Genomic DNA, 26182 nt, shown 5'->3' on the forward strand with positions numbered 1-26182 from the left:
CCGCCCAAGTCGTCGGAGACCACCGACAAAGCCTCCTTGCCCACAGCGCCTCCGGCTTCGCAGCCGACCGAGCACCAAGGCGGTGAGGCGCCGAAGGAGGTGACTGCCCCTCCTGCCTTTACCCGTGATCAACCGGCTGGGTTTGTCGAACAGCCGCCCAAGTCGTCGGAGACCACCGGCAAAGCCTCCTTGCCCACAGCGCCTCCGGCTTCGCAGCCGACCGAGCACCAAGGCGGTGAGGCGCCGAAGGAGGTGACTGCCCCTCCTCCCCAGGCCGCCTCGTCGCCGCCGGTACGGTTGGAACGCTCCCGCAACATCAGCTACATCGTCGACGATACGATCAGAGACGACCCGGAAGCCTACGAGCTGATCGCGAGTCCAACGTCAGGCGTTGCGCAGACTCCGTGGCGGGGCGAGAATGCGCCTGAGCGTCAGGAGACGGCGGACAGTGGGCCTGTTCGTCAGGAGACTTTCGATAGTTTGGCACCGCTGATTGCGCATGGGTCGCCGTTCGTGTCGAGTCGGCGGGAGACGGCGGACAGTGACAGTGGGCCTGTTCGTCAGGAGACTTTCGATAGTTTGGCACCGCTGATTGCGCATGGGTCGCCGTTCGTGTCGAGTCGGCGGGAGACGGCGGACAGTGACAGTGGGCCTGTTCGTCAGGAGACTTTCGATAGTTTGGCACCGCTGATTGCGCATGGGTCGCCGTTCGTGTCGAGTCGGCGGGAGACGGCGGACAGTGACAGTGGGCCTGTTCGTCAGGAGACTTTCGATAGTTTGGCACCGCTGATTGCGCATGGGTCGCCGTTCGTGTCGAGTCGGCGGGAGACGGCGGACAGTGACAGTGGGCCTGTTCGTCAGGAGACTTTCGATAGTTTGGCACCGCTGATTGCGCATGGGTCGCCGTTCGTGTCGAGTCGGCGGGAGACGGCGGACAGTGACAGTGGGCCTGTTCGTCAGGAGACTTTCGATAGTTTGGCACCGCTGATTGCGCATGGGTCGCCGTTCGTGTCGAGTCGGCGGGAGACGGCGGACAGTGACAGTGGGCCTGTTCGTCAGGAGACTTTCGATAGTTTGGCACCGCTGATTGCGCATGGGTCGCCGTTCGTGTCGAGTCGGCGGGAGACGGCGGACAGTGACAGTGGGCCTGTTCGTCAGGAGACTTTCGATAGTTTGGCACCGCTGATTGCGCATGGGTCGCCGTTCGTGTCGAGTCGGCGGGAGACGGCGGACAGTGACAGTGGGCCTGTTCGTCAGGAGACTTTCGATAGTTTGGCACCGCTGATTGCGCATGGGTCGCCGTTCGTGTCGAGTCGGCGGGAGACGGCGGACAGTGACAGTGGGCCTGTTCCTCAAGAGACCTCCGATAGCATGACGCCGCCCGTTGTCGCAGAGACCGGCGAAGCCATCTCGGGTGGCGCCGCAGATGCGGTCGACTCGACCGACTCGCCGGAGCCCTCCGAACAAGTTCGCACAACGCTTGATTGGACGCCACCGCCGGTGACCGAAGCGTCAGAACTGCCGGCGCATGCATTGCAGCCCGGTTGGCATCCATCTGACATGCTGCTCGGTGTCGACCCGGCCAGTGGCCTTGTCGAGGCGATCCGAAACGATCTCTTCCCGGCGCTCGGCGCCCGGGGCAACGATGCGATCACAGGTATGGCAAACGAATTCGGCCCCAATGTGATTGTCGCTCGGCTGACTCACCAATCGGGCCAAGTGTGGACCCACGACATACCTGTGCCGGGCGGCAAGATTACCGTTGCGGTTCGACCAGTGCGCGGCGGCGACCCTGGTGACACACAACATGTCGGCACCGCCAAAAAATTCGAGACCGACGTGTCCAGCGAGTCGCAATCGGCCACTGCGCAAATCCACGGCGACCAGTTGCGCAGGGTCATTGGGGGCAGAGTCCAGATCCCCGTCCCCCATGGCTCAGTGAGCGTGCAAATCACCCACACAGGATCGGTGCACCCCAAGGCGAGCGGAGCGGCTCGCGCCGACGAAGGCGTTGGGCATCTGAGCGCCGTCGACGTCGCCGTCGTCACCGATGAGACCGAGCACCGGATTCCCACCCGACTGAGGACGGTCGAGGGGCATCAGCTGGTTCGCCAGCCGATCGACTTCGAAATCAGCTACACACAACACGTGTCAGGCAAGAAGCTCAGGGGAATTCCCGAAGAGCCCCAGCCGGTCCGGCTCAGCGGTGTGTTTGCCTACCCCAAGCACACTCCCACCGCCGACGCGTCGACTACTCGAACTCGTGGCGGCAACGGCGCGGATGCCGAAAACCCCGAACTCGGTGTCAACCAGGCCGTCGTCAAAATTCGGCCACATATTGGTGCCGAACCGACCACTGACCACGTTGAGACCGACAGCAATTCGCATACTCCGAACGAGGATCTGGTGGCAGCCCACGTCTTGGACGCGATGGCTCCCGAGGGCATTGCCACTTTCGGCGACGACTGGTCGGCGGTGCGGGCAGAGCTCGCGAGCCACATCAAGGCCATGGAGATCCAGCGCAATTTGGGGGATTACAGCCGTCGACAGACCGAGACGATCCACCTGACGGCGGTGCCAGGTGGACGGGTTGTGCTTGGCGGCCATATTGACGCGATAACTGCCACCGACGACAAAGCCACGACTGAGTTTTACAGCGGGGGCCAACAGTCCGTGTCCACCGGGGACTCGCGCATCGAAACCAGCAATTGGCAAGGCTACGTGCAATTTCAGGGTGACCTGTTGCCGACGGGTGACACCATCAACGTCTCTGCCCTGGGACGTCTCACCGGTAGCACCAGCACGGAAGGCGTTCGCGTCCGCACCGAAAACACGGCTACCGGAACCTTGTTCCGGAAAAAGGTTCCGACACTTACTCACGTTGGCACGGCCACTATCGAGGCCCACATGAGTCGGCCCAGTTCCGAAGGACCCAACAATGACGGTCTGATCAGCCACGTCGGCACCGCCCAAGTTGAGTTCACCACCCGACAATCACCGCCAGACAAGCAGAAGAACTCCTGGTACGTGCCGCGCGAAGGAATTATTCCGAATGACCAACCGCCCGCCGGCACAGCCGCGGCCGGTGACCACACTCAAGCGTCCGCGCCACACCCGGAACCCCATAGTGCACAAGGAGATTCAGGACTGCCTCCGCGTGGCCTTAGCACGGACAGCATTATTCGCAACATTGCCGACGGGGCCGAATTCCGCGCGCGTACGCTCGAGAGCTTGGGCCCGCTAAACATCCCGCACCTTGCTGACCAGGTGAACAGTCACCTCACCGACACCCGCCTCGCGAGCAAGCTCGGCGCCATGACGAGGGTCGAGGCCGGGAAGGACGTCGAATTTTTGCGGCAAGGAACGTTGCGAATCACAGGTCGGGCCGAGGTCCAGTCCCTGGATTTCAGGACGATCGAACATGAGGGCGGCAACGCCTACGTGCTCAATGACGTCACTCGCAATGTGTTCAGCCAACGCATCAAAGCGCGTGAGGGTGGCGCACGATTACTATTTGGCCCGCTGTTGAAGATCCCGAACTTTCAAGCCAGCTTACTGGGCGGGGTCGGGGGCGCCGGCCGGCAGCGCCACGTCGACATCCTCGGCCAGGGCGCGAGAATGACGGCTCATGCCAAGTTTCCCCGTTCGTACGCCGTTTTCGATGGCGCAGCACGCGTCACCCTGACCGTCCACCACGCCGGCGAAAGCCACGAACTGCCCGCGGTCGATGTCCACGGACAGATTCTGATCCCCGAATCCGAAACCAACCCCGCGCCCCCACCTCACCAAGACGGCGCGGACGCTGCGGGCCGCGAAGCGAAACGCCCAGTGCCGCTGCCCGACACCGTTGAGTCGGTACCGCAAGAACATCAGGCCAACAAGGCGGAGCCGCTGGTGAAGACGAGCGATCCCGTTGGCGCCGTGGGCCATTCCGACGCCAACATGGTTGGCAAACCGGACCAAATGCACCATTCTCTGCGAGCATCGTTATCGGCATTACCCGATACCCGTCACCTGGCCGTAAACCCCGCCGCCCACCGTGTCAGTGGCGATCCTGCTAGCCCGGATCCTGGGCATCCCGGCAAGACCGGGAATATACACGAACCAGATAACCCCCCACAGGCATTGATGCCGGCGCAATCGGTCGTGCACCGCTCGACCGGGAACCCCGCGGGACTACCCATCGCACGCAACCCTGATGGACCGGCTCGTGACCGCATTAACGATTTCGAGCGTCATGGTGACCATTAGAACTGGTGTGGCACTGAGCACATCACGATGCGCTCGACGGCAAGTTGCTCGTACTTACCGAAATGATCGCAACTACAACGTGTTTCGATCCCGTGGTGTCGGCCCGCGGTCGGAGTCCAATCAGTGTGCTCACCGCGTCTCGCCTAGACGGTTCGCACGGAGAACCGCATGGCCTCGGATTCCGAAAGCGTTGATATAAGCCTAGTTTCACTGACTGTTCGCCTAATGATGCCGCAGCGGTTCGAGCCGAACCATAACATGGCGCATCGGACGCAGAACTGACCCTTTATGAGCACGTAAGTGGGACTCTTGGTGACCGCAAAATTCTTGCAACGGCCCGCTGCCAACCGATTGATGGTACCGACGCCCACGATGCGGCCGACGCAGGCAACATCGATTGAATTTGACCAGCAGCGCTTTCGGCCCGTCGTGGCGAACGAGGAGTGACCGGTGCAATCAACCACCCACCGAGTTGTGAGCTCTTGTAATGACTTCTCATCACAACGCCTGCAACACACGCAACCCAATGCCAGCGGTCATCGCGCACATCCTGGCAGTAGCGCGGCGCCGACTTCGGCGGTGGGCCGCAAACCGATCAGGACAGCCATCGCGACGGTATGTCTCAGCGGAATCCTCGAGGAGAAGATGTCTGCGATCGCCGATGCCGGGTTTGATGGCTTCGAAATGTGCGAAGAGGATCTAATTGGGTGTCCCCTGACGCCGGCCCAAATTTGCCGTAGAGCGGCCGGCCTCGGCATCGCCATTGAGCTGTACCAGCCGTTCCGCAACCTCGATACGATCGATGCGGAACAATTCCGCCGAAACCTCGCGCGCGCACAACGCAAATTCGATGTCATGCAACAACTCGGCGTCACCACCCTGCTGGTGTGCTCCTCTGTGCTGCCCTCGGCCGTATCCGACGACCGACTGCTGGTCGACCAACTTGGCTGCGTGGCAGATCTCGCACTGCGACAGGGGATTTACTTGGCCTACGAGGCCCTGGCATGGGGTACGCATGTCAACACCTACGGCCACGCCTGGGACATAGTCCGGCAAGTCGACCATCCGGCACTTGGTACGTGTCTGGATAGCTTCCATATCCTCGCCCACGGTAATGACTTGGATGGGATAGCCGACATTCCCCACGACAAGATCTTCTATGTCCAACTGGCCGACGCGCCATACCTGCCGCTAGGTGTCCTGCCGTGGAGTCGCCATCACAGATGCTTCCCCGGGCAAGGCGAATTCGATCTGACATCATTCGCGACCCAACTACTGAGCTCGGGGTACCACGGTCCGTGGTCATTAGAGGTCTTCAACGACGAGTTCCGACGGGCCTGTCCGAAGCGCACCGCGAAAGACGGACACCGCTCGCTGCTGTATCTGCAGGAACAGGTTGCACGCGTGGCAGCGAGATACCCACGCGTACAGCTTTTCTCTGCTCCGCGACCCACGCTCGTGGCAGAGGTTGCATCTGTAGCTTTGAGTGCGCCACCCAACGAGGCCAAGACAATCGGCCAAACATTGCACCAGCTCGGCTTCGGACTCACGCCACCCTCGGACCAACAACGCCCGATTGCGCGCAACCACGGCGAAATGAGCATCACTGTCGAGAGCCAACTGAGCCTTCCCGCACTGCCCGTATTAGCTCACATTGGAATCCGGTGCGATGGTGTGAGCGAGTGGAAGGATCGAGCTGCCGCTCTCGGAGTCAGCACGCAAACACTGCGCACAGTCCGGCGCACAGTTGACGACGCTATTGACGTCGTCCGGCTGAAGATCGCCGACGGGGCGTGGTTCGACTTGTTCGACCGGCGAAATGATGAACATTGGCGACCGCGAAACGATGCCCTCGGCGCACCGCGCTCGAAGCACGAGATGTCTCTCACCGGAGTCGACCACTTTTCACTGGTAATCCCCGAGAAGGATCGGGGGGAGGCAGTGCTCTTGCTCCGATCATTATTTGGGATGACGGCTCTGCCGGCCGTCGATATCACCGACCCCACCGGGCTTCGACACAAACAAGCACTAACACTTGAGGACGGTCAAGGATCAGGCCTGAGGATCATTTTAGAGACTGTCCCAACCAGCGCGCCGTCTCTTGCCTTGCCAGTGCAACCGAGGCTTGGCCGTGTCGGGCACATCGCCTTCGGCACAGATGACATCTTGGCCGCGGCGGAGCACATGCAACGAGGCGGCTTCCGCGTTCTACCAAGTCCGGCCAATTACTACGACGACCTAGCGGCGCGCTTTGACATGCGTCCATCCCAGTTAGGTTGGATGAGTCGCTACGGCGTGCTTTACGACAGGGATGCTGCCGGCGGCGAGTTCTATCATTTCCACACAGAGCCGATCGGTGAGGACTTCTTTTTCGAAGTTGTGCAGCGCATCGGCGGATACACCGGCTATGGCGAGGCCAACGCATCCACCAGGCGCGCCGCGCAATTGCGTAGCCGAAACTGCGCATTCCGATACCAAGAGCCCGCGATGCTCGGTGCTAGAGGGGATGGGGCAGCACGCGACCTCTCGGGTGCCCGTTAATTGCTGCAGCGCAATCGCATTCGGTATTGCGCGCCGGTACTGATCGAACGTTTGAATGCACTCTCTTCAACCAGGTTCAGCGTTTCGCCCGACGGCTGCGCGTGGTCTCTGAAGGGAGATCGATCGGAGATCGTCAGGCCCTCGTTGCGTGTAACAGAGCGAAGTCCAGCGGCAGCTCGTGTTGGGCGTGAATGGTCAGATCCGCCGCCTCGAACAGAGCGCGGTAATCGTCGGCGGTTCGTTCCCGGCCACCGACGTTGCACAACATGTGAATGTCCCATGCGGCAGCCAGAGAAGGTAGATCGTCATCAGGCAGCAGTCGCTCCACGACGATCAGTTGGGAGCCCGCCCTCATTGCTGCCGAGCACTGCTGCAGAATCGTCTTGCACTGGTGGTCATCCCAATCATGGAGTACCCGAGAGAGCAGATAGACGTCACCCATATCTGGCACTCCGCAGGTGAAATCGCCCGCAATGAAGTTGCACCGCGCGCGGTATTCCGCGAGATTGCTTTCCGCAGCGGCTATTGCGTGTGGCCGCTCGAACACAACCCCGCGCACTTCGGGGACGGCATGCAGGATGTGTTTGAGCAACTCGCCATTGCCGCCGGCGACATCGACGACCACATGTACCCCGGTGAAGTCCACGATTTCCGCAACCGCACCAAACATCGTTGCGCTGGCGGCCATCGCCTCGGCGAAGCACAGTTCGGGCCTGTCGGCGAAGTAGTCGAAGTGGTGTTGTCCAAAGACGGAGGTGAAGGAGTCGTGTCCAGTCCGGACTGCCTGGCCGAGCTCGGCGAAGGATCGGTAGAACGTTCCTCCGTAGAGCGATGCCAGAGGGCGCATGGAATGCGCAGAGTCAGTTCGTAGTAGCTGCCCGATTTCGGTCAACTCAAATCGATCACCGACTGTCTTCACCACGCCCGCACTCGCCAGATAGCGCAGCAGCCGGGTCAAGCTGCTGGGGTCAGCCAGTACGCGGTTCGCCAGCTCGCGGGTGCTTATCCCGTCGGCGAGATGGTCGGCCAGACGCAGATCGGCGGCCACGGCGAGGGCCTGTGTCATCCAGGCCCCGCTCATCAGCGTAAGCAGCTTGGTCGCCGCGAGATTCAGGTTCGGTGCCAAAGTGGGTCCTAGTCTTTGCATGATTGGGCACGCTTAACGGTGCTAATCCACCCTCGGGATAATACCAATTACACTGTGGTACAGAGGGTCTGCCAGCGGCACCGCTGACGATCATGTGAACGTGGGTTCCCTTGAGTGATGCGCCAACAAATACTGTATGCGGGTTATCGCCGCCGCTGTTAGGTGCCACAAGACTGTTCAACTGAATGTCATGGGGGCGATCCGGAACTAAGAAGGGGGAGACGTTGCAACGGTGGGACAATGACGACTGGGACCTGTCGTCGAGTGTGGGGGTCACCGCCACCATGACGGCCGCCGCTCGGGCTGCGGCCACTAATGCGCCGGGCGCCATCATCAACGACTATCTCGCCGAGCCTTTGGTGCGGGCCGTCGGCATCGACTTCTTCACTCGGTGGGCAGCACGGCAACTGCCGAGTGAAAGCGACGACGCGGGGTTGGGATGGCAACCGATGACTAACGCGTTGGCGGTTCGTACCCGCTATTTTGACGACTTTCTCCTAGATGCGTGTGCGGCGGGCATCCGTCAGGTGGTGTTGCTCGCGTCTGGTCTGGACACTCGCGGCTATCGACTGGCCTTACCGGAGGACACCATGCTGTTCGACATCGATCAGCCAAGGGTCGTTGCCTTCAAGGACGCCACTCTGTCAGGCCTAGGAGTCGTAACGTCTATCCAGATCCGCTATGTGGGTATCGATTTGCGAAAGGCCTGGGATGCGTCCCTGCGGCAAGCAGGTTTTAACGGTGCTCAGCCGACCGCGTGGGTTGCCGAGGGACTGCTAGCCTACCTGCCATCGGGTGCCCAGGATCGGCTCCTGGATACCATCACGGCGCTCAGCGCAAACGGTAGCCGCCTGGCAGCGGAAGTGTTCAGGGTCCGCAACATGACCGCTCTGAGCGATACGGCCGCCAATGTCGGTACCGCGGTGTTCGTCGACGTCGACGACACCGCCTCGGAGCAGGTCCGGTACCGAGCGCGCCACATTGCCGAGCAATGGCAAAGCTTCGGCCTCAACATCGATATGAAAGGGCTTGCATATCAAGATGACCGGAGTGATCTAGCCGGATATCTGCGACGGCAGGGCTGGACGAGCACAACAGCTTCGATGTCGGACCTATTTGCCGCCAGCGGGCTGACCCTGCGCGGCGACCAGCGAAGCGGTGATGCGTTCGCCGACAACTACCTCTGCACCTCATTCAGGCCCTAGGCTTAGGCAGGTACTCAGGCCTGCCGTGCCGTTCGGTCTACTTGCGGTTCGAGTCTGCTCCGGTTGCAGTGAGGATCATTCGGGCGACGAGCTGCGGGTCATCAAACATCGGCACGTGGCCAACACCGGGGAGGATTTCGAACACGGCTCGCGGCAGGCGTTTTCGCGCTTGATCCACGTAGCTGTCCATGGGAAGCGTCGCATCCGATTCCGACCAGCCGATGGTTATCGGACAGGGGAGTGGGTCCAATGGTGCAATCTCCCAACTCCCGTCAATGATGTCGATAATCGCTGGCGACGCAAGAAAGTCGGTGCACATGTTGAGGGCTCGCGCAGGCGTAAGGCGATGACCGTGGCGGGCGGTGTCGCGCATCGTGAGCCGACGCAATCTTGCTGACCTGAACATCAAGGGGTTGATTGTTCGCGTGAGGCGAGCCATCGTTCGGGCTGTTTTGAACTTCTTCATCAACTGTGGTTGTTGACCGTCGCCGGCGGTCCAGAAGCCGGCGGGCGAAAGCGCACAGACGGTTGCCGCTCGGCCGCGGCGCGCCAATTCGATCGCCACGTATCCGCCAAGTGAATTGCCGGCGAGGTGTGGCCGATCAAGCCCATTTTGGTCGAAATACTCCTGCGCCGCGTCGACCACATCACCGATCGTGACCGGCCGACGCCAAGCCGGTGGCCCGCCGGGGTGGCCAAGCGCATTCGGCGTGAACACCCGGTAGTACGGGGACACCAGGGGAACTACCTCCTGCCAGGCGCTTTCGGCTGTCATGCCCAACCCGTGCAGCAAGACCAACGGAGGCTTATCGGGGGTGAGCCCCTCCTTAGCTAACATATGCCTTTCCCTCTCAACAGCAGTCAGCGTCTGGCGCTCAGTTGGTGGCGTGGATGCGCGTGGGGGTTGTTGGTCAGGCGGAGGTGCCCGTCGGGATCGGTGTCAAGTTCCGCGATGAAGGTGAGACTGCCGGTGCCGCGGCTCGTTGCGCCAGGACATCGCATGACGATGTGCACCGGCTGGATTCGGTGGATAGGCCGCGTGGTTGTTCCGTCAGGCAGGATGATGTCGGTGGGGTGGGAGACGTCATAGGAGTCAACCTCGAGGTGCTCAGTACCGCGGTAGATGCCGTGGCCGTGCCCATCGTTGTAGCCGCCGTAGCCGAGGCCTTGCATTGCGACGGCCGGGCCTGCTGCCGTGGCGTCGACGGTCAGCGGCTCTCCGCTGCTGGTCGTCATGTCGAATCGGACATGGTCAAAGCGCCGCGGTCGTCCATCGTCGACGAAGGTGGCGTCAATGGCTAACATGCCGGCGGAAAGGCTTGCCCGGCTGTCCTTTTGGAGTATCTCTATGGTGACGTCCGTGCTGTAGTCAAGTTGGCTGATTTGGATGTGACCACCGTGGGTATCGGTTGAAAAGAACAGGAACGCAAACCCAAACCCGTGGGGAGTGAGGCTGGGGCCGGTGACCGGTTCGGCGATGCCGACCCGCGAGCGCACACCCCAGGAGTGGTCGCGGCATGCCCACCAGGAGTCGATCCGGTCGCGTTTTCCGTCAATGTTCAGCCAGCCGCTGACCGAGCCGGTTTGGTCGTAACGAAGGTAGTCCTCGACGATGCGGCCATTGACCCGATTGAAGTGGGGGAGTTCTTCTTGGGCGGGCAGCTCGGCGATCCAGTCCAGCTCGCCGCAGACTTGCCCGTCGTTGGGTTGAATGCTCAGATGAAGGTGTTGCATCGGTCGGACCACATCTACCCGCATTGGGCTGCAGGCGAATTCGTAGCTTGGCCGCAACTGTCGGGATGCGCGCACGTTGTACTGGGTGCCGTTGTCGATGACGACGAAGCCGCTGTCGACGACATTCATGTTTTGGTACACCGCGATGGTGAACTGCAATGCCCGCCCCGTGGTGGGGTCGGCTGCAGCAAACCAGAAGCGGTCGAAGAACCGGGGGTCGCTGGTGCCGACATGATCGAAGGTGGCCGGAATCTGATGCCATGGGGAATCATCAAGCGCGGTCAGCAAGTCAACTCCTCAACTAAAACTTCTCGCGGCCAACGCAACTGAAGCGCTCAACCCGTTCCCGGAAGTAAGCGGCCGTCGCCAACCGCCCTGCAGTACTTTTGACAATGATCGGTATCGATTGCTCCAGCCGTTCCCTGACCTCGATGTGATGCTGCTCCAGCGCGCGGATGTCAGACGAATCGAGGGGATGCGGGGGCACGGCCTGTCCGACAAGTTCGAGGATGGCAGCGGTTCGCAGGCTGTCCCACCTGAGGAATTCGGGAATGGCGTGCCAGGTCTCGGACAGTGTCTTCAGGGTACTGGCGACGCCCAGCAGAACGTCGCGTGCGTAGGCGTCGTCAAGTCGGTCCGCGATGACGTCTGTCAGGATTGCGGCGACACCAGCGAGTTGTTCGGAGACAGTCGGCCGCATTACGCACCGATCTGGTCGAGGAGAAGCGCATACATCGGAACCGGGTTGGGGAAAACGCGATCTGAACGTTGTTGCAGGAATGAGTGGTGGCCCGTCAGCACGATGACCATGAGCTTCACATTGGCCAGCACCCTCCACCACTGCACCCGCTCCAGATTGACCACGATGCCGGTCTGCTCAGACCACCGCTGCAACAAGTCATCTGGCTCCCAGGAGCCGGCGATGGTGTGTTCATAGGCCCGCAGTGGGTTGGTGATCCAGCCGAGGTCTTCATGGGGATCACCCAGGTGTGCGGTCTCCCAGTCGAGGACGGCGGTGACGTCGCCGTCTTCGAGCAGGACATTGCCGGGTTTGAAGTCGCCATGCACCAGGGTCACAGCCTCGTTGCCGGGAACTGTGTCGCGCAACCAGGAAAGCACAAATGCTAGTTCGGGTTCGGGCTCGAATTTGATCTTGTCGAGCTCAGCCTCCCAGTGGTCCAACGCCGCGGCAGCTGCCTGATTTCCCGGGTTCGCGAGGTGACGGCCCAATCCTATGGCGCGCCAGTCGACGCGGTGGATATCGGCGAGTCGATCGTAGATCCGGTGCGCAATCGTCAGGCGCTCAGTCAGTGGCGTATTCCCATTGAGGACAAAACCATCGCACCGCCCGGGCGACAAATCCATGATTAACGCCGGCCGACCCAGGCGGCTGCCGTCTGGGTCGGCCCAGCGCAGGACGGGAGCGGGTACATCGGTGTGCCGTAAGGCCTCCAGCACGGCGCATTCGATCCGTCGGTCAGTGCTGAGGACGCTGCCAGCCGGATCTCGTCGGGCAATCAGCCGGTGCAAGGTACCGTCCCAGATTGCGTCGAACAGCCAATTCTCCCGCGAGAATCCGACGGTAGTACGGTGTAGATTTTCCACCTTGACCGTCGTGGCAAGCTCATCGCTCAACCAGTCGGTCAGCTGGTCACTGATGCTCATAACGCGATCTTGTAGAGCTTCGCGGCGTTGTCGGACAGCACCTTTCGCAAGATGTCGTCTGGAAGGGAGGCCATTGATTCGGTGACGTATTGCGCGGGTCCGGTCGCCGGCGTTTTGGGACCAGGGTGCTGGCAGGTCGGGTGGGGGAAGTCGGTCTCGAACAACATGTTTTCCGGATACGCCAGCAGCGCAGGAATCAGCACAGCTTGCTCGTACCAAAAGCAGCCGAATATCTGACGTCGAAAGTACTCAGATGGCAGCAAGTCATATTCCGGGTGCTCGTCGATCACTCCACCATTGCGCCACTGCCAATCGAAAGCTTCCAATGCGGCGGGAATCATGCCGACGCCACTTTCAACCGACACGAACTTCACGTCGGGGAAGCGGTGGCACACACCACCGTGGATGAGGTCTGAGATACAGCGCATATTGTCGGCCCACAGCAACGACGACATCCGGGAGAAGTTGGCCCGGAAGCCCATCTCCACTCCGTTAAAGATTTGCTCGGCGATGCGTCCGCCGCCGATGTGAAAGTTGACAGGGACCTCGGCGTCGCGCGCGATGCTCCAAATCGGGTCCCAGTGACGGTCCCACAACGCGGGTTGACCATGGACTCGCGGGTCGTTGCAGAAGTTCACCCCGCGGTGACCACTGTTCAGGGCTCGCTCGACCTCGGCTACCGAGGCGTCGATGTCCCAGAACGGAACCGACACGATCGGCAGCAGCCGGTCGGGGGCCACTGAGGCGAAATCGGTTTGAAAGTCGTTGAAAGCCTTTACGCAATCTAGGGCGAACTCAGGGTCGCCGCGCTCCAGCCAGGCCGCCGCTCCGAAGCCACCCAGGTTGGGGTACAGCACATGCGCACGAATGTTCTGCTCATCCATGAAGGCCACCCGCGCCGTGGGATCCCAGGCGGCAGGATGCATGTCGGCATACGTCGCCGGGCCGTCGGGCAGCGTGCCGTCATATCCGGCCATTGCGGTATTGCCCGGCCGAGCGAACGGTTCCCCGTTGATGACCCACATGTCCCACCCATCGATGCGCTCGATGTGGGGGATCTGCTCTCCGTACTTGGACGGCATCCGGGCAGTCCAGACATCGGGCGGTTCGGTGATATGCGTGTCGACATCGATGACGGCATAGCTCTCAAGCACCATTGTTGTCTCCTACGGGATCGGCGCGGTACCCGTAGTAAACAACATGGATTACTAAACCGCAAGGGAGACGGCTCCGAGGAACATATCAACCAGGTTGCGGCGGAATGTGGCGTCGTCTACGAGATGGTCGCGATGCTTCGGGGAGGCACGCAACGCTGCGGCGTGGAGAAAGCTGTTGGTGGCCACAGCAACTCGTTCGTTCAGAATGTTGCTCGGGAGCTGCGGCAAGTGGGTCTGCAGGAGCTGGTAAGCGTCGGCCTGCAGAGTGTCACCGATCAGGCCCACGATCTCGTCAAACGTCATTGATAGATCGTTGAAGAGCTGGCTGAAAAATCGGACGGCGCTGCGCTGGTGCGCCGACCCGGTTGCCATTTCGGCAAAGGGCAAGACGAACACCGCTGCGATTGACCATGCGTCGTCAGCGCACACCAGAAGCTCCTTACGCCGCATGACAAGGGCCGGAAGCTCGCGCTCTAGCAGCGCGTGCAGCAGTCCATCCTTATCGCCGAAATGGTGCTGCACCGCGGCTGTGTTGTTCTGGCCGGCCGCGATTCTAATTTCGCGCAGGCTGGTCGCGGCGATACCGCGCTCAGCGAACAGCTCGAGGGCGGCGTCTAATAGCTTCTGCCGAGCGGGTTCAGGACTGCGTGGCACGAACGCAGCCTACGGCCGGCGGTCGCTTGGGTGGGAATTTGAACCAACTTTCCGTGATCTCATCCGGCCCACGAGCCGTGTGCTGACGAAGCTCCACGGTGGTGATTCAGACCACCCGAGCTACCACCAGGAGCCGAGCTCGTGGCTACGCTCGGGTCAAACACACCGGGCATTGCGGATTGAGTTGGCAGTTTCATCGGCGGAAATGTCGTGGCCGGGTGTACGAGCTGCGGGGTGCAAATAAGGGCGCGGCCTGTTTAGTTGCGGCAATCGATGCCCGGTGCACCAGGTCAACATGGACATGGAATCCGGCGACCCTCGCATGCCCAAGCCTTCTCGTGCGACAGCTTCGACAACAACAAGCGGGTCTGCAACGTGTTAAAAGACGTAAATATGCCGATCTATGGGTCTCATTGTTGCTGAGCGACTCCGATCAAAATCATGAAAGTCTCGGCGCTACAACCAATTTTGACCGGCGGTTGATTGGTGACGAGATGGTAGCGGCGTTGAAGGCCCAACCTCTCTTACTGGGCTTCGGCGCGACGACCCGCCAGTGGCTATGAACTCGGACCTGGTCGCAGCCGCATGCCGCGACAAGGGGTTCCGGATTCCAATTCGACGTTCTCCAGTCAATGCCGCATAAGCGCGGTTCCGCTGATGTCGTCGATGTCGATGAAATCTCAACGTACTAGTGTAGAATATCGAGCCAAGTGGACTGACCAGAATTGGTCGAAGCAACCCAATTGATCCGTTCCTGCGCCGCTTGCCACGGCACCAATCGCGGGCGGATATCCGGTAAAACGCTCGGCTTCCCAGGAGGGGCGCTTATTTGATGTCGGCGGACCCAATGAATCCCCAACAGCAACAACTGCTCTCGTGGTGTGTCGGACTTGATATACCCACTGAAGCGCTGCCCGGGCTCCCGCCCCTGCCTCCGCAACTGCATGCACGGCTGCAGGATGCGTTGGCACTGCCAGCGGCACAACAGCCTGACTGGCCCAACGACGCGGATGTCAGGAAAATTCGGGCGCTGCTGGAAAGCGTGCCGCCGGTGACTCTGCCCAACGAAATCGCCACCTTGCAGCAGCGGCTTGCACAAGTCGCGCGTGGTGAAGCGTTTCTCTTGCAAGGCGGGGACTCGGTGGAGACCTTCGCGGCCAACTTCGAGCCACATATCCGCCGCAACATTCGCACCCTGTTGCAGATGGCTGTGGTGTTGACGTATGCCGACTCAATGCCGGTGGTCAAGGTCGCGACCATCGCCGGGCAATACGCACGTTCTCGTTCGCCCCAGCCCGGGCCGCACGTAATACCGCCCTACGTCGGTGATTTGGTGCACTCAGCCGACCCCTCGGAGGGGGCACGGCGACCCGATCCCGCGCGTCTGGTGCGGGCCTATGCCAATTCGACTGCGACGATGAACCTCGTGCGTGCGCTTACGATGGACGGGACAGCTGATTTGCATCGGGTGCACGACTGGAACAAGGACTTCCTGCGCACCTCTGCTGCCAGCGCCCGCTATGAGTCGCTGGCAGCAGAGATTGATCGCGGCCTACGGTTCATGTCCGCATGCCGTGTCACCGACCCCTCTTTGGAGAGCACCGAGATCTTCGTCAGTCACGAGGCGCTGGTGCTGGACTACGAGCGGGCGCTGCTGCGGATGGACACGGGCGAGGCTGGCAAGACCAAACTCTACGACCTGTCTTCGCATCTACTGTGGATCAGCGAACACGCTGGCGATCTTGCTGGGGCTCACATTGCCCTGGCTGAAATCCTGGCCAACCCGATCGCCGTCAAAATTGGCCCGACAACCACACCGGGCACAGTTGTCGAATACGCGGATCGGCTTGACCCTCAACGTGTCGCGGGCCGGTTGACGTTCGTCGCGCACATGGGCAACACCGCGGTTCGCGTGGTGTTGCCGGCGCTAGTCGACGCTGTTCGCGCCTCCGGACATCCCGTGATCTGGCAGTGCGATCCGATGAAGGAAAACACGGTCACGCTGTCTAGCGGTTACCAGACTTGCGACTTCGATCGTATTCTCGACGAAGTGGCAGGATTCTTTGAAGTTCACCGGTCAATGCGCACTCATCCTGGTGGGATCCACATCGACTGCACGGGTGAAGAGATTACCGAGTGTCTCGGTGGTGCCCAAGACATTTCGCAAGCTGACCTTGAAATTGGACGTTACGAAACCGCGATGGGACCGCGCTTGAATACTCAGCAATCGCTGGAACTCGCGTTCCTCATCGCCGAAATGCTGCGCCCCTGACTTGAGCATCCACGACAGCCTCGCCTGCGTCACGGCCGGCGGTAACGCAAAACGCCGTTCGTCGTGCTATCAACAATATTTACGCCCGTGATTGCGGGTCGGATGTGGTGAGAGGGGCCGCTATGCCAGTTGTAGGCACGACCTGGCTGCGGGCGCTGCGAGGGGTGCCCGGCGCGCGAGTGGTAATGGTGTGTTTTCCCGCCGCAGGGGGATCAGTGGGTGCGTATCGGCCGCTGGCCCAACAGCTCTCGCCCGGGATCGCGGTGTACGCGGTGCAGTATCCCGGACGGCAAGATCGTCTCGATGATCGGCCCGTCACGGATCTGATCGAACTGGCCGACCACGTCACCGCTGACGTCCTGAGTTGGGGTGAGGCGCCGACTCTAGTCCTGTTCGGGCACAGCATGGGGGCGACCGTCGCGTTCGAGGTCGCCCGGCGACTGCGGCGCAAGGACCGCGAACCGATCCGGCTGTTCGTGTCCGGGCGGGTCAGCCCGGACACGGCGCACTCGGCTCGTTTGCATGCGGGGCCGGATTCCGATCTTCTCGCAGATCTAGAACGGCTGGTCAACGATCCGTCCTCGGTGGCGGTGCTGCGCGCTGAGCCGGAGCTGGCGGGGCTCATTCTGCCCTCGCTGCGCGCGGATTATCGCGCGGTTGAGACCTACGTCTTTGAGCCGGGAGAGCGCCTGAGCTGTCCCATATCGGTGCTGCTCGGCGACGCAGATCCGACGGTCACGGTCGAGCAGGCCCAGGGATGGGGGGCACACACCGACGGTGAAGTCGAGGTGACCACCTTTTCCGGCCGCCATTTCTATCTCGACGAGCGTCTCGCGGAGGTTGCCGCCCACCTCGTGGCACGCGTGGGCTGACCACGCGGGTTTTACCCGGGCAATGCCTTGGAACGGCATCGCAGCACCTTGCTCCGATCTCGACACCCGGCGCCCGGGTACGGCGGTGGGGGTTACCTAGGCTGGCGGCGTATCTCTGAGGGAATCATTTGGGGCCACGTGCAGATCGACGGGGGCACTGCGCATTCCGGCTGAGCTGAAGGCAAGCGCGGTCGCTGAGACCGCACGTACCGGGTGGCTCATTGCGCCTTCAGCACTGACGACGCGTTTACCCGTGCCGACGAAATCCGTGCCGAGCGTGGACGTGCCACCCGGGCGCTGCAGCGCTCGCTGGTTCCTGGCTATCCACGCGCGGGCCGATCGACGATCCGCACGCCCCAAAGACCACCCTGGACGCCGCCACGGTCGCGCAGTGGGCAACAATCTTCACGAATCTTGTTTACATGGAAGCTAACCCGAATGCCGCGGGACCGGCGTGTGAGGCTCTTCGGGCTCGGCGGCCCTTCTCAGCGGCTTCTCAGCGGCCCGTTTATACCCTGGCACTATGGGAATATGCGTCGATGCTGACCAACGGCATGGGCTAACGGCAGGTGTGGGTGGCCCGGCTCGATCGCTGCGACCCGGCGAGCTGGCTCAGGCGTCGGTGATGGGTGCGCTTACCGCCGCGACCGCGATCATCGCGGTCGTTCTTCCGCACGCGGGGGCGCTGGGGCTGCTGGGCGCGGTGCCGATGGGGCTGTTGGCATACCGCTACCGAATCCGGGTTCTGGTCGCGGCGACGGTCGCTGCTGCGGTGATCGGCTTCCTGGTGGTCGGTGTGAGCGGTGTGGGGGCGGTCGCGCTGTGCGCACATGTCGGCGGGCTGGGCGGATTCGTGAAACGCCGCCACCGCGGCATGCCGACCGTGATCGCGGTGTCCTTCGCCGCCGGCGTCGTCATCGGCGCAGCGGCAGTAATCGCGTTGACGGTTCTGGCGCGGTTGCGGGAGCTGATGTTTCAGGCAATGAGCGCCGCGCTGGATGGCGGCGTGACGGTCCTGAACCGGGTGCCGCACCTGCGCGCGGCCGCGCAGGGTTTCCAGACATTGTTCATCGAGGCACTGGCTTACTGGCAGTGGCTGGTCCTTGGATACTCCGTCGTCGCGACGATGGGGGCTTCGCTGATCGGTTGGTGGGCGCTTTGCTGGGTGCTGGAGCGCCTCGGCGGTATAGGCGATGGAGACAAACTCGACGCGACCGCGGACGTCGGGCCGATTCAGCCCGTCCCGATGCGGCTGGACGAGGTGTGCCTGCGCTATCCAGACGCCGACCATGACGCGCTGCGTCCTGTCAGCCTTGACGTGCGGCCGGCCGAATATGTTGCGGTCACCGGCGCCAACGGCGCGGGAAAAACCACTCTGATGCTGATCCTGGCCGGCCGGGAACCGACGTCGGGCAGCGTCGAACGCCCCGGCGCGGTGGGCCTTGGACAACTCGGTGGCACCGCCGTCGTCATGCAACACCCGGAAAGTCAGGTGCTGGGAATGCGAGTCGCCGACGACGTGGTCTGGGGACTCCCACCGGGCAAGACGACCGACATCGACCGGCTGCTCGGTGAAGTCGGGCTATACGGGTTCGCCGAACGCGACACCGGCAGCCTGTCCGGCGGCGAACTGCAGCGCCTGGCCGTGGCTGCGGCACTGGCGCGGGAACCGGCGCTGCTGATCGCCGACGAAGTCACCAGCATGGTCGACCAGCAGGGCCGCGACGCACTACTGGCCGTGCTCTCCAGTCTGACCGCCCGCTACCAAACCGCCGTAGTACACATCACCCACTACCACAACGAGGCTCAGCACGCGGACCGCACAATCCATCTCAGCGATTCGCTGGACAACACCGTGATGGTCGAGACCCCTTCTGCGCCGGCGCCGACGGCTGCGATGGTCGACCGATCCGGCGCCCCGGTACTTGAGCTCGCCGGTGTTGGTCACGAATATGCCAGCGGCACCCCCTGGGCGCAGATCGCGCTTCGCGATATCAGTTTTGCGGTGCACGAGGGCGACGGGCTTTTGATCCACGGCGGTAACGGCTCCGGTAAGTCGACACTGGCGTGGATCATGGCTGGATTGACGACGCCGACCGCCGGCACCTGTCTGCTCGATGGGCGGCCGGCCTGCGAGCGGGTCGGTGCGGTGGCGCTGCAATTTCAGGCGGCGCGACTACAGTTGATGCGCGCACGTGTCGATTTGGAAGTGGCCTCGGCGGGCGGCTTTTCGCCCGACGACCATACCCGGGTGGCCGCAGCGCTGGCCGCCGTCGGCCTGGACCCCGCGCTCGCGAACCGGCGTATCGACCAGCTCAGCGGCGGCCAGATGCGCCGCGTGGTTCTGGCCGGATTGTTGGCGCGCTCACCGCGCGTATTGATCCTCGATGAGCCACTCGCGGGACTGGACGCGGCTAGCGCCCGGGGTCTGGTGCGGCTACTCGCTGACCGGCGACGTGAAACCGGTCTGACCGTAGTTGTGATTTCGCATGATTTCGCTGGGCTTGAGGAGCTGTGCCCGCGCACCCTGCACCTGTGCGCCGGCCGATTGGACCCCGCGTTCGCACCTGGCCTGGAAAGGGTCGACGGCACCGGGTTGTTGGCGATCGCCGCGGTGCCGACGCCGGCCCACCGCCCATCTCGCCCCGTTGTGCTACTGCGGCCGGTACCCGGGCATTCGGCCATTCACCAGCTGTGGGCGGGCACCAAACTACTTGTCGCTTTTAGTATGTCGATGTTGTTGACCCTGAGCCCGGGATGGCTGTCGATCGGGCTGGCGGCCGTGCTTGTGCTGGTGGGAACGCGGGTCGCGCGTATTCCCCGGGGTGTGCTGCCCTCACCGCCGCGCGGGTTGTGGATCGTGCTGGTTATCGTCGGTGCCACTGCGGCTTTGGCCGGTGGCGGTCCGCAGATCCAGGCGGGCGTGGTCACGCTCCACCTCGGCGGCCTGTTGGAATTCCTGCGCTTCACCGCGCTATCGATCGTGCTGCTGGGGATGGGGGCGCTGGTGTCGTGGACAACCAACGTCGCCGACATCGCGCCGGCGGTAGCCTTTTTGGGCCGCCCGCTGCGCGCACTGCGGATCCCGATCGACGACTGGTCGGTCGCGCTGGCGCTCGCACTGCGGACGTTCCCGATGCTGATCGACGAATTCCGGGTCCTCCACGCCGCCAGGAGGTTGCGACCCAAAGATGTAGGGCCGAAGCGCGGGGCTGGTGTCCGGCGATTGGCGTCGGAGGTGATCGACTTGGTCGTTGCGATCATCACCGTGGCGCTGAGGCGAGCCGACGAGATGGGCGTTGCGATCACCGTGCGCGGCGGCACCGGCCAGATCTCGGCTGTTGTGTCGCGGCCGCAACGGGCTGACTGGGTGGCGCTGGTGCTCGTGTCGGCAGTGTGCGCCGCGGTCTTGATAACCGCGCCGCTGTTGGGCGTCTGATCGGCGTCCTTAAAACCTTGCCGGAACGGGCATTGCCGCTGCGCAGGGTGGTGTCTTGTCTTGCCTGGCGGTAGTAGCCGCGGGCGACTTAGGATCCTTCCTGCAACGGTGGTTCCTGCTTGTTGCCCCGAAGTTTGCGACTGAGTGCGCTGGCCTATGCAACCCGAATGGCGTGCGACAGTCGGCGTAGCCGCTGTGCACGCACACGCCCGCCGTTGCTCCTGGGATGAAGAGGTTCAACAAATAACTTGATCCGCTCCAATAGGCAACGCCAGGCTGATAAAGGCGATTCGTCACCGGGAATCATCGCGCGGCCAGGCCAGCCCAACTTGTACCGTCTAGTACATTAAGGACGTTTGGGAAAGCGTGGGTGGACGTTTCGCGGCGGAAAGTGACAGGAACGAATGGAATCTAACACACGTGCCTTGGCGCGAGAAGGTGCGTGCATCGCGGATACCGTTGCGGCGACCACAATCATGCTGCGACGCGACAATAAGCCGTTTTGCCCGCACGCAACTGAATCGGCACCGCGCGGTTGCGCATCGCTTGGCATCGCGACCGACCAGGGCGCAGACGACTCTGTTGGGGCGACATCTGTGGACGTGATTTACTGCGCGGGCGCTGCCGGAACGCCATGTTGGGCACGTAATCATCGGGGGGACGTGCGGGAACTGCCCATGAGGCGTTGGTTCGGCTCGTCGGGCGCGAGCGCGGCTGATCGGCTCGCCGACAATGTCGTGGTTGCTGAATGCTCCGGTCGGCCGACGCTTGATCTAGGCTGCGGCCCAGGTCGATTCACGGGGTGGTTGCAGCGCGACGGCGCTGCGGCATTGGGAGTCGATGCGTCGGCGGTTGCTGTGGCGTTCACGCGTCGACGAGGCGGCACGGCAATGCGCCGCGACCTATTTGGACCGTTACCGGCCGAAGGCTGCTGGGACAATGTTTTGCTCGCCGACGGCAACATCGGTATCGGTGGCGACCCCGTCCGGACATTGAACCGGGCCGCCGATCTGCTGGCCCCCGGGGGCGCGATCATCGTCGAGCTCGAAAATCCGGAGGTCGCGGTGTCCTATGAAATGCTGCGGTGGGAAACTGAGTACGCCGCGGGGCACTGGTTTCCGTGGGCACGGGTTGGCGCGCCGGTACTCGGGGCGTTGGCCGACGCAGCGGGATTGCGCGTCAACAAGATTGTCGACATGGACCCGAGAGTGGTCGCCGTGCTTGGAGCTGGGAGCCACCCCAGTAAAGCTTAGGGCCCGTGAATGGCCCGTCCGGATGGGTGGCCTCAGCGAAGCGGCGGACGAAGTGCATGCAGCGCACCAAGGGACATTGTCGGTGACGTCGAAATCCGTCGGTGGCTCTGCCCCCCGGTTGGGGTCAACGGCGGGAATTCAACCGAGAGCGGCCTTCTCCGAGGCTGGTGTTGCGGCTTAGTCGCTTGGCTGTGACTCGCTGGCGTTAAGAGGTGGCGCTGATGAAGGCTGTCACGAGGTGAGCCAGTTCATCGCCCTTGTCCTCTTGTAGGAAATGGCCGGCGCTCTCGATGGTGACGGGTGGATGATTGCGTGCCCCGGGGACGTGTGAGGCAAGCGCCGCGTCACCTCCGCGGGTGACGGGGTCGGAATCCGAGAATGCGCATAGGAAGGGCTTGTCGTAGCTGCCCAGCGCCGCCCAGGCGGCCCGATTGGCCGGGGCGGCGGGATCGGATGGGCTGGTGGGTACCAAAGTAGGGAATTGACGGGCGCCCGCCTTGAAAGAGTCGTCGGGGAAAGGGGCGTCGTACCCTGCGATCACCTCTGGCGGGAGGGCGGACACGGTTGCGCCATCGATGATTTGCCCAACTTTGAGGACCCGCGTCTGCTGGCTGTATTTCTGCCAGGCGAGGAATGCTTCGCTGGGTTTTTCGTCGCCGGTTGGTAGGAATGTGTTTGAGGCGACGACTCGGGCGAACAATTCGGGGGTTTCTGCCACGAGACGCAATCCGATCAGCCCGCCCCAGTCTTGGCAGAACAGTGTGATGTCGCGCAACCCGATCGTTTCGATGGCCGCGCGAGTCCAGTCGACATGGGCCTGATAGCTGTAATCGCTTCGGTCGGCTGGTTTGTCGCTGCGGCCGAAACCGACCAGGTCGATCGCAACCGCGCGCAGCCTAGCGTCTGCAAGGACGGGAATCATGTGACGATATAGATACGACCAGGATGGCTCGCCGTGAAGTAGTAGCACCACGGGAGCGTCTGCTGGCCCCTCGTCGACGTAGTGCACCCGCAACATGGTCGAGTCGGCGGCGCTCACCTCGACGTAGTGAGGTTGAAACGAATAGCCCGGTAGGTTCTCGAAACGGTAATCAGGAGTGCGCAATACGTGCAAAGTATCTCCATCCATCATCTCTCCGGCCACAACAGATGCGCCGTCGGAGTGGGTCGTATCGAGCCAACAATTGCCCGCCGGTTCTGTACTGTCAAGTACACAGTGAGCCGACCATCAGATAGATCGGATTTCGGCCGTCTCCCGCCGTTCTGTGTACCATCTAGTACAGTAACTCGGTCAGATGAGCCCTGGCCACCGTCGACATGATTGGCTGAATCCCTTGACTGATAATGCGTTCCTGATCACCGGCGCAAATGCGGGGATAGGTAAGGATGTTGCGCGACAGTTGGCGCTACGTCCCGAAGTCGACTCCATCTATCTGGCATGCCGCGACACGTCCAAAGCGGAATCCGCACGTGCGGATCTCCAGCGCGCCACGGGTCGAGAGGTCTTCAAGATCGTGATTATGGATACGGCCGACACGGATTCGGTCCGTGCTGCGCTCGACGCCATCGGTCAGCCGCTACGGGCCGTTTTACTAAATGCCGGCGGCACAGGCGGTTCCAGGCCGATGGCGCACAGTGCGGATGGCGCTACGACAATCTTTGCCTCCAATGTGCTGGGTCACGCGGTATTGCTCGAGGGGCTGATCGCCGCTGGATCGCTGACATCTACTGCGGTGCTGACCGGAAGTGAGGCCGCCCGCGGGGTGGGGAAACTGCGGATCAAGCGGCCGACGTTCGCCAGCCGATCGGTCGAGGAATTCACGTCGGTCATCGATGGGTCGTTCTTCCACGGGCGCAAGTTTGACCTCAAGCTCGCCTACGGGCAGGTGAAATATCTCGGTGCGCTATGGATGTCCGCGTTGGCACGCAGACACCCCGATCTGCGGCTTCTCACCGTAAGCCCGGGAAATACCTCGGGCACCGGGGCGCTGCGCGACCTGCCCAAGGTACCGAGGGTCATGGCGCAGCACGTTGTCATGCCTTACATCGCACCGCTTTTCGGCATGTCACATTCGCTGGAAATTGGCGCGAGACGGCTGGTCGACGCCTTGATCGAGGACAGCCTCGCAACCGGAGGGTTCTACGCCAGTGCGGCCACCATGCTCACCGGCCCGGTATGCGACCAGTCGAGCATCCTCTCCGATTTTGCGGACATCGTGATTCAAGACAACGCATATCACGCGGTCCACCGGTTTCTGGACAAAGCGAAGGGCACGCCACCGCAGGCCGCGAGACGAGGGCAATTGAACTGAGCCTTCACGCCCGCGCCGTCGCACCGTGCGCTTGGGCGGGCCGCCGAATCGCGGCCGCGTGATTAATGCATCCGACCTCGCGTGCGCGCCAGCTGACTGAGCCGAACCGGTACGACGCCGCGGCGTGGTGTATCGCGCCGCGCTGATCGAGCTTCGGGAGGCGCCTGTCACTTAGTCTATGAATTATGGCTACCGGCGATGGGTTGCCGCGGAGGCGGGCTCCGGGGGCGAGCACCGAGCGGGGTCGGCGCACCCGCGCCGCGATCGTCGAGGCCGCGGCCACAATTATGTATGAGAACGGCGTAGCCGCGGCCTCGCTCGACGATGTTCTAGCAGCATCAGGAACCGGCAAGTCGCAGTTGTACCACTATTTTTCCAGCAAGTCTGACCTGGTAGCCGCTGTAATAGACCATCAGCTGGAGCGGGTCTTAGCGGCTCAGCCGGCCCTGGCAGAGGTGGATTCCATTGCAGGCATCGAGCGTTGGGCGCGGGCAGTATTGCGGGTACATCGGCAACCCAACGGGCCGTTCGCCTGTCCGCTGGGTTCCATCGCCGCGGAGCTGAAGAATGATCCCGCGTTTCGTCCGGCATTGGCGGCCGCCTTCGCACGATGGGAACGGCCATTTGCCGACGGGCTGCGCACGATGCAAAAGCGCGGCGAACTCAGCCGTCGTGAGAAGCCCGACCGCCTCGCGACGACGATCGTGGCCACATTGCAGGGTGGCATGCTGCTGGCCCGGATCAGCAAGGACCTCGCTCCGCTCCGTGATGCGTTGAATCTCGCTGTGGACAACATCCGACAACGACTGATCGACCCCGCGCAGCCGCAGTCTTGACCCACTGCACAGCCCAACGGCGTGACAGCGACGACTCACCAGGCGCAGCAAGAAGTTGAGCTTTTCGACGCGTTCGCCCGACCATGGTGCGCCGTTTTTCTGAAATTGCGTCCCCAGCCCTACGCCAGGTCCATCACCACGTCGTTGATCACACCGGCCGATCAGGCGAACGCGATCGTCAAAACAGCGTCGCGAAGCGGATTCGACGCAGTCCGTGGCCATTTCGTCAGGTAGTTAGTCAGGGTCGGTGGCACGACGCAGGATCACAATGTTGGTGTCCAGCAGGCCGCGTATGGGGTTAGTGGGCATACGCGTCGTCCAGAGCCTGGTGGTAGGTGACTTTTTGATCGGCCCGGAATGCGGTGAGATCGATCAACGGTGCCACTTGTGACCCGCGAGCGAATTCGGCGCGTGAGACAAAACGGCGGCCCCCGACGTCGGGGATCGATTCTGCGATCTGATGTCGGGCACGGGTAACCGTGAAGCAGTCGCCCCGCTCGACGGCATCCATGCTCACCTTCGGTGAGTCGGTGTGGTGTTGGGGGTGGCGTGGTGGGGCGGTGTTTGTGGCGTGGGTGTTCTAGCGGTGGGGGTGGTGGGCGGTGATGCTGGCGGCGGTGGCTTGTGAACGTGGTGCGAACAGTTGGGGAATGAGCACTATGGGTGCGGTGGGTTTTGTGGTGTCCTCCTGTGGGGTCTTGTGTTCCGGTGGGTTGCGGCGCGCGCGGTGATCGGTGGGGCCGATCAGGGGTGTTGAGGTCGGTGTGGGTGTCGTTGATGCGGCTGTCCTTGGGTGGGGAGTTGCATCGGCTTGGTGTGACGGGTTGCGCCGGTCTGCTGGTGG

At 62.4% G+C, this 26182-nt stretch carries 18 protein-coding genes; 9 read left to right on the top strand and 9 right to left on the bottom strand.

The window, feature by feature from the left end; genetic code table 11:
* Nucleotides 1-1371: 1371 nt before the first annotated feature.
* A complete protein-coding gene (locus G6N33_RS24210) occupies nt 1372-4251 on the top strand; it encodes a hypothetical protein (protein ID WP_101528676.1) in 2880 nt (959 codons plus the stop codon).
* A gap of 450 nt (nt 4252-4701) precedes the next feature.
* Nucleotides 4702-6792, top strand: a complete 2091-nt coding sequence (locus G6N33_RS24215; RefSeq protein ID WP_155945867.1) for a sugar phosphate isomerase/epimerase and 4-hydroxyphenylpyruvate domain-containing protein — start codon at nt 4702-4704, stop codon at nt 6790-6792.
* A 133-nt stretch (nt 6793-6925) separates the two neighbouring features.
* Here G6N33_RS24215 and G6N33_RS24220 read toward each other — a convergent pair whose 3' ends face one another.
* The gene (locus G6N33_RS24220) at nt 6926-7918 is read right to left on the bottom strand and encodes a methyltransferase (protein WP_163771671.1); all 993 of its coding nucleotides are present in this window, start codon (nt 7916-7918) and stop codon (nt 6926-6928) included.
* A gap of 305 nt (nt 7919-8223) precedes the next feature.
* Between G6N33_RS24220 and G6N33_RS24225 the strand changes: the two genes are divergently transcribed.
* Nucleotides 8224-9144, top strand: coding sequence for an SAM-dependent methyltransferase (locus G6N33_RS24225; protein WP_232069449.1), 921 nt, complete (start codon nt 8224-8226; stop codon nt 9142-9144).
* 37 nt (nt 9145-9181) lie between these two features.
* Here the strand turns inward: G6N33_RS24225 and G6N33_RS24230 are convergent, their stop codons facing one another.
* The 6 genes from G6N33_RS24230 to G6N33_RS24255 all read right to left on the bottom strand — a co-directional run bounded on the left by G6N33_RS24230 (nt 9182) and on the right by G6N33_RS24255 (nt 14354).
* Entirely contained in the window at nt 9182-9919 is a 738-nt protein-coding gene (locus G6N33_RS24230; RefSeq protein ID WP_044506236.1) for an alpha/beta fold hydrolase, read from the bottom strand.
* Nucleotides 9920-10005: 86 nt separating this feature from the next.
* Complete coding sequence (locus G6N33_RS24235; RefSeq protein ID WP_044506234.1) at nt 10006-11166, bottom strand: hypothetical protein; 1161 nt, start codon at nt 11164-11166, stop codon at nt 10006-10008.
* Nucleotides 11167-11179: 13 nt separating this feature from the next.
* The gene (locus tag G6N33_RS24240) at nt 11180-11578 is read right to left on the bottom strand and encodes a hypothetical protein (protein WP_044506233.1); all 399 of its coding nucleotides are present in this window, start codon (nt 11576-11578) and stop codon (nt 11180-11182) included.
* Nucleotides 11578-12513, bottom strand: a complete 936-nt coding sequence (locus tag G6N33_RS24245) for a phosphotransferase family protein (protein ID WP_163771673.1) — start codon at nt 12511-12513, stop codon at nt 11578-11580. Before G6N33_RS24245 ends, G6N33_RS24240 begins: the two co-directional genes overlap by 1 nt.
* Before the next feature lie 26 nt (nt 12514-12539).
* The gene (locus G6N33_RS24250; RefSeq protein WP_044506229.1) at nt 12540-13700 is read right to left on the bottom strand and encodes an amidohydrolase family protein; all 1161 of its coding nucleotides are present in this window, start codon (nt 13698-13700) and stop codon (nt 12540-12542) included.
* Between the two features lie 51 nt (nt 13701-13751).
* Nucleotides 13752-14354, bottom strand: a complete 603-nt coding sequence (locus tag G6N33_RS24255; RefSeq protein ID WP_049918937.1) for a TetR/AcrR family transcriptional regulator — start codon at nt 14352-14354, stop codon at nt 13752-13754.
* An 847-nt stretch (nt 14355-15201) separates the two neighbouring features.
* Here G6N33_RS24255 and G6N33_RS24260 point away from each other — a divergent pair.
* From G6N33_RS24260 to G6N33_RS24275, 4 genes are all read left to right on the top strand, one after another.
* The gene (locus G6N33_RS24260; RefSeq protein ID WP_044506227.1) at nt 15202-16626 is read left to right on the top strand and encodes a 3-deoxy-7-phosphoheptulonate synthase; all 1425 of its coding nucleotides are present in this window, start codon (nt 15202-15204) and stop codon (nt 16624-16626) included.
* A gap of 122 nt (nt 16627-16748) precedes the next feature.
* A complete protein-coding gene (locus G6N33_RS24265; RefSeq protein WP_044506225.1) occupies nt 16749-17498 on the top strand; it encodes a thioesterase II family protein in 750 nt (249 codons plus the stop codon).
* 523 nt (nt 17499-18021) lie between these two features.
* Nucleotides 18022-20937: an ATP-binding cassette domain-containing protein gene (locus tag G6N33_RS24270; protein WP_044506224.1), complete on the top strand. Its 2916-nt coding sequence runs from the start codon at nt 18022-18024 to the stop codon at nt 20935-20937.
* 677 nt (nt 20938-21614) lie between these two features.
* A complete protein-coding gene (locus G6N33_RS24275) occupies nt 21615-22190 on the top strand; it encodes a methyltransferase domain-containing protein (RefSeq protein WP_049918936.1) in 576 nt (191 codons plus the stop codon).
* Between the two features lie 205 nt (nt 22191-22395).
* Here the strand turns inward: G6N33_RS24275 and G6N33_RS24280 are convergent, their stop codons facing one another.
* Complete coding sequence (locus G6N33_RS24280; protein WP_044511865.1) at nt 22396-23304, bottom strand: haloalkane dehalogenase; 909 nt, start codon at nt 23302-23304, stop codon at nt 22396-22398.
* A gap of 220 nt (nt 23305-23524) precedes the next feature.
* Between G6N33_RS24280 and G6N33_RS24285 the strand changes: the two genes are divergently transcribed.
* Entirely contained in the window at nt 23525-24502 is a 978-nt protein-coding gene (locus G6N33_RS24285; protein WP_049918935.1) for an SDR family NAD(P)-dependent oxidoreductase, read from the top strand.
* A gap of 185 nt (nt 24503-24687) precedes the next feature.
* On the top strand, nt 24688-25338 hold the full coding sequence (locus G6N33_RS24290; RefSeq protein ID WP_044506221.1) for a TetR/AcrR family transcriptional regulator: 651 nt from the start codon (nt 24688-24690) through the stop codon (nt 25336-25338).
* 298 nt (nt 25339-25636) lie between these two features.
* On the opposite strand, the gene G6N33_RS24295 is transcribed toward G6N33_RS24290, so the two are convergent.
* Nucleotides 25637-25849 (bottom strand): hypothetical protein, encoded by a 213-nt coding sequence (locus G6N33_RS24295; protein WP_044506217.1) that lies wholly within the window; start codon nt 25847-25849, stop codon nt 25637-25639.
* Between the last annotated feature and the right edge of the window lie 333 nt (nt 25850-26182).

Origin of the sequence: Mycobacterium simiae, from assembly GCF_010727605.1 — a bacterium.
Taxonomy (GTDB): domain Bacteria; phylum Actinomycetota; class Actinomycetes; order Mycobacteriales; family Mycobacteriaceae; genus Mycobacterium; species Mycobacterium simiae.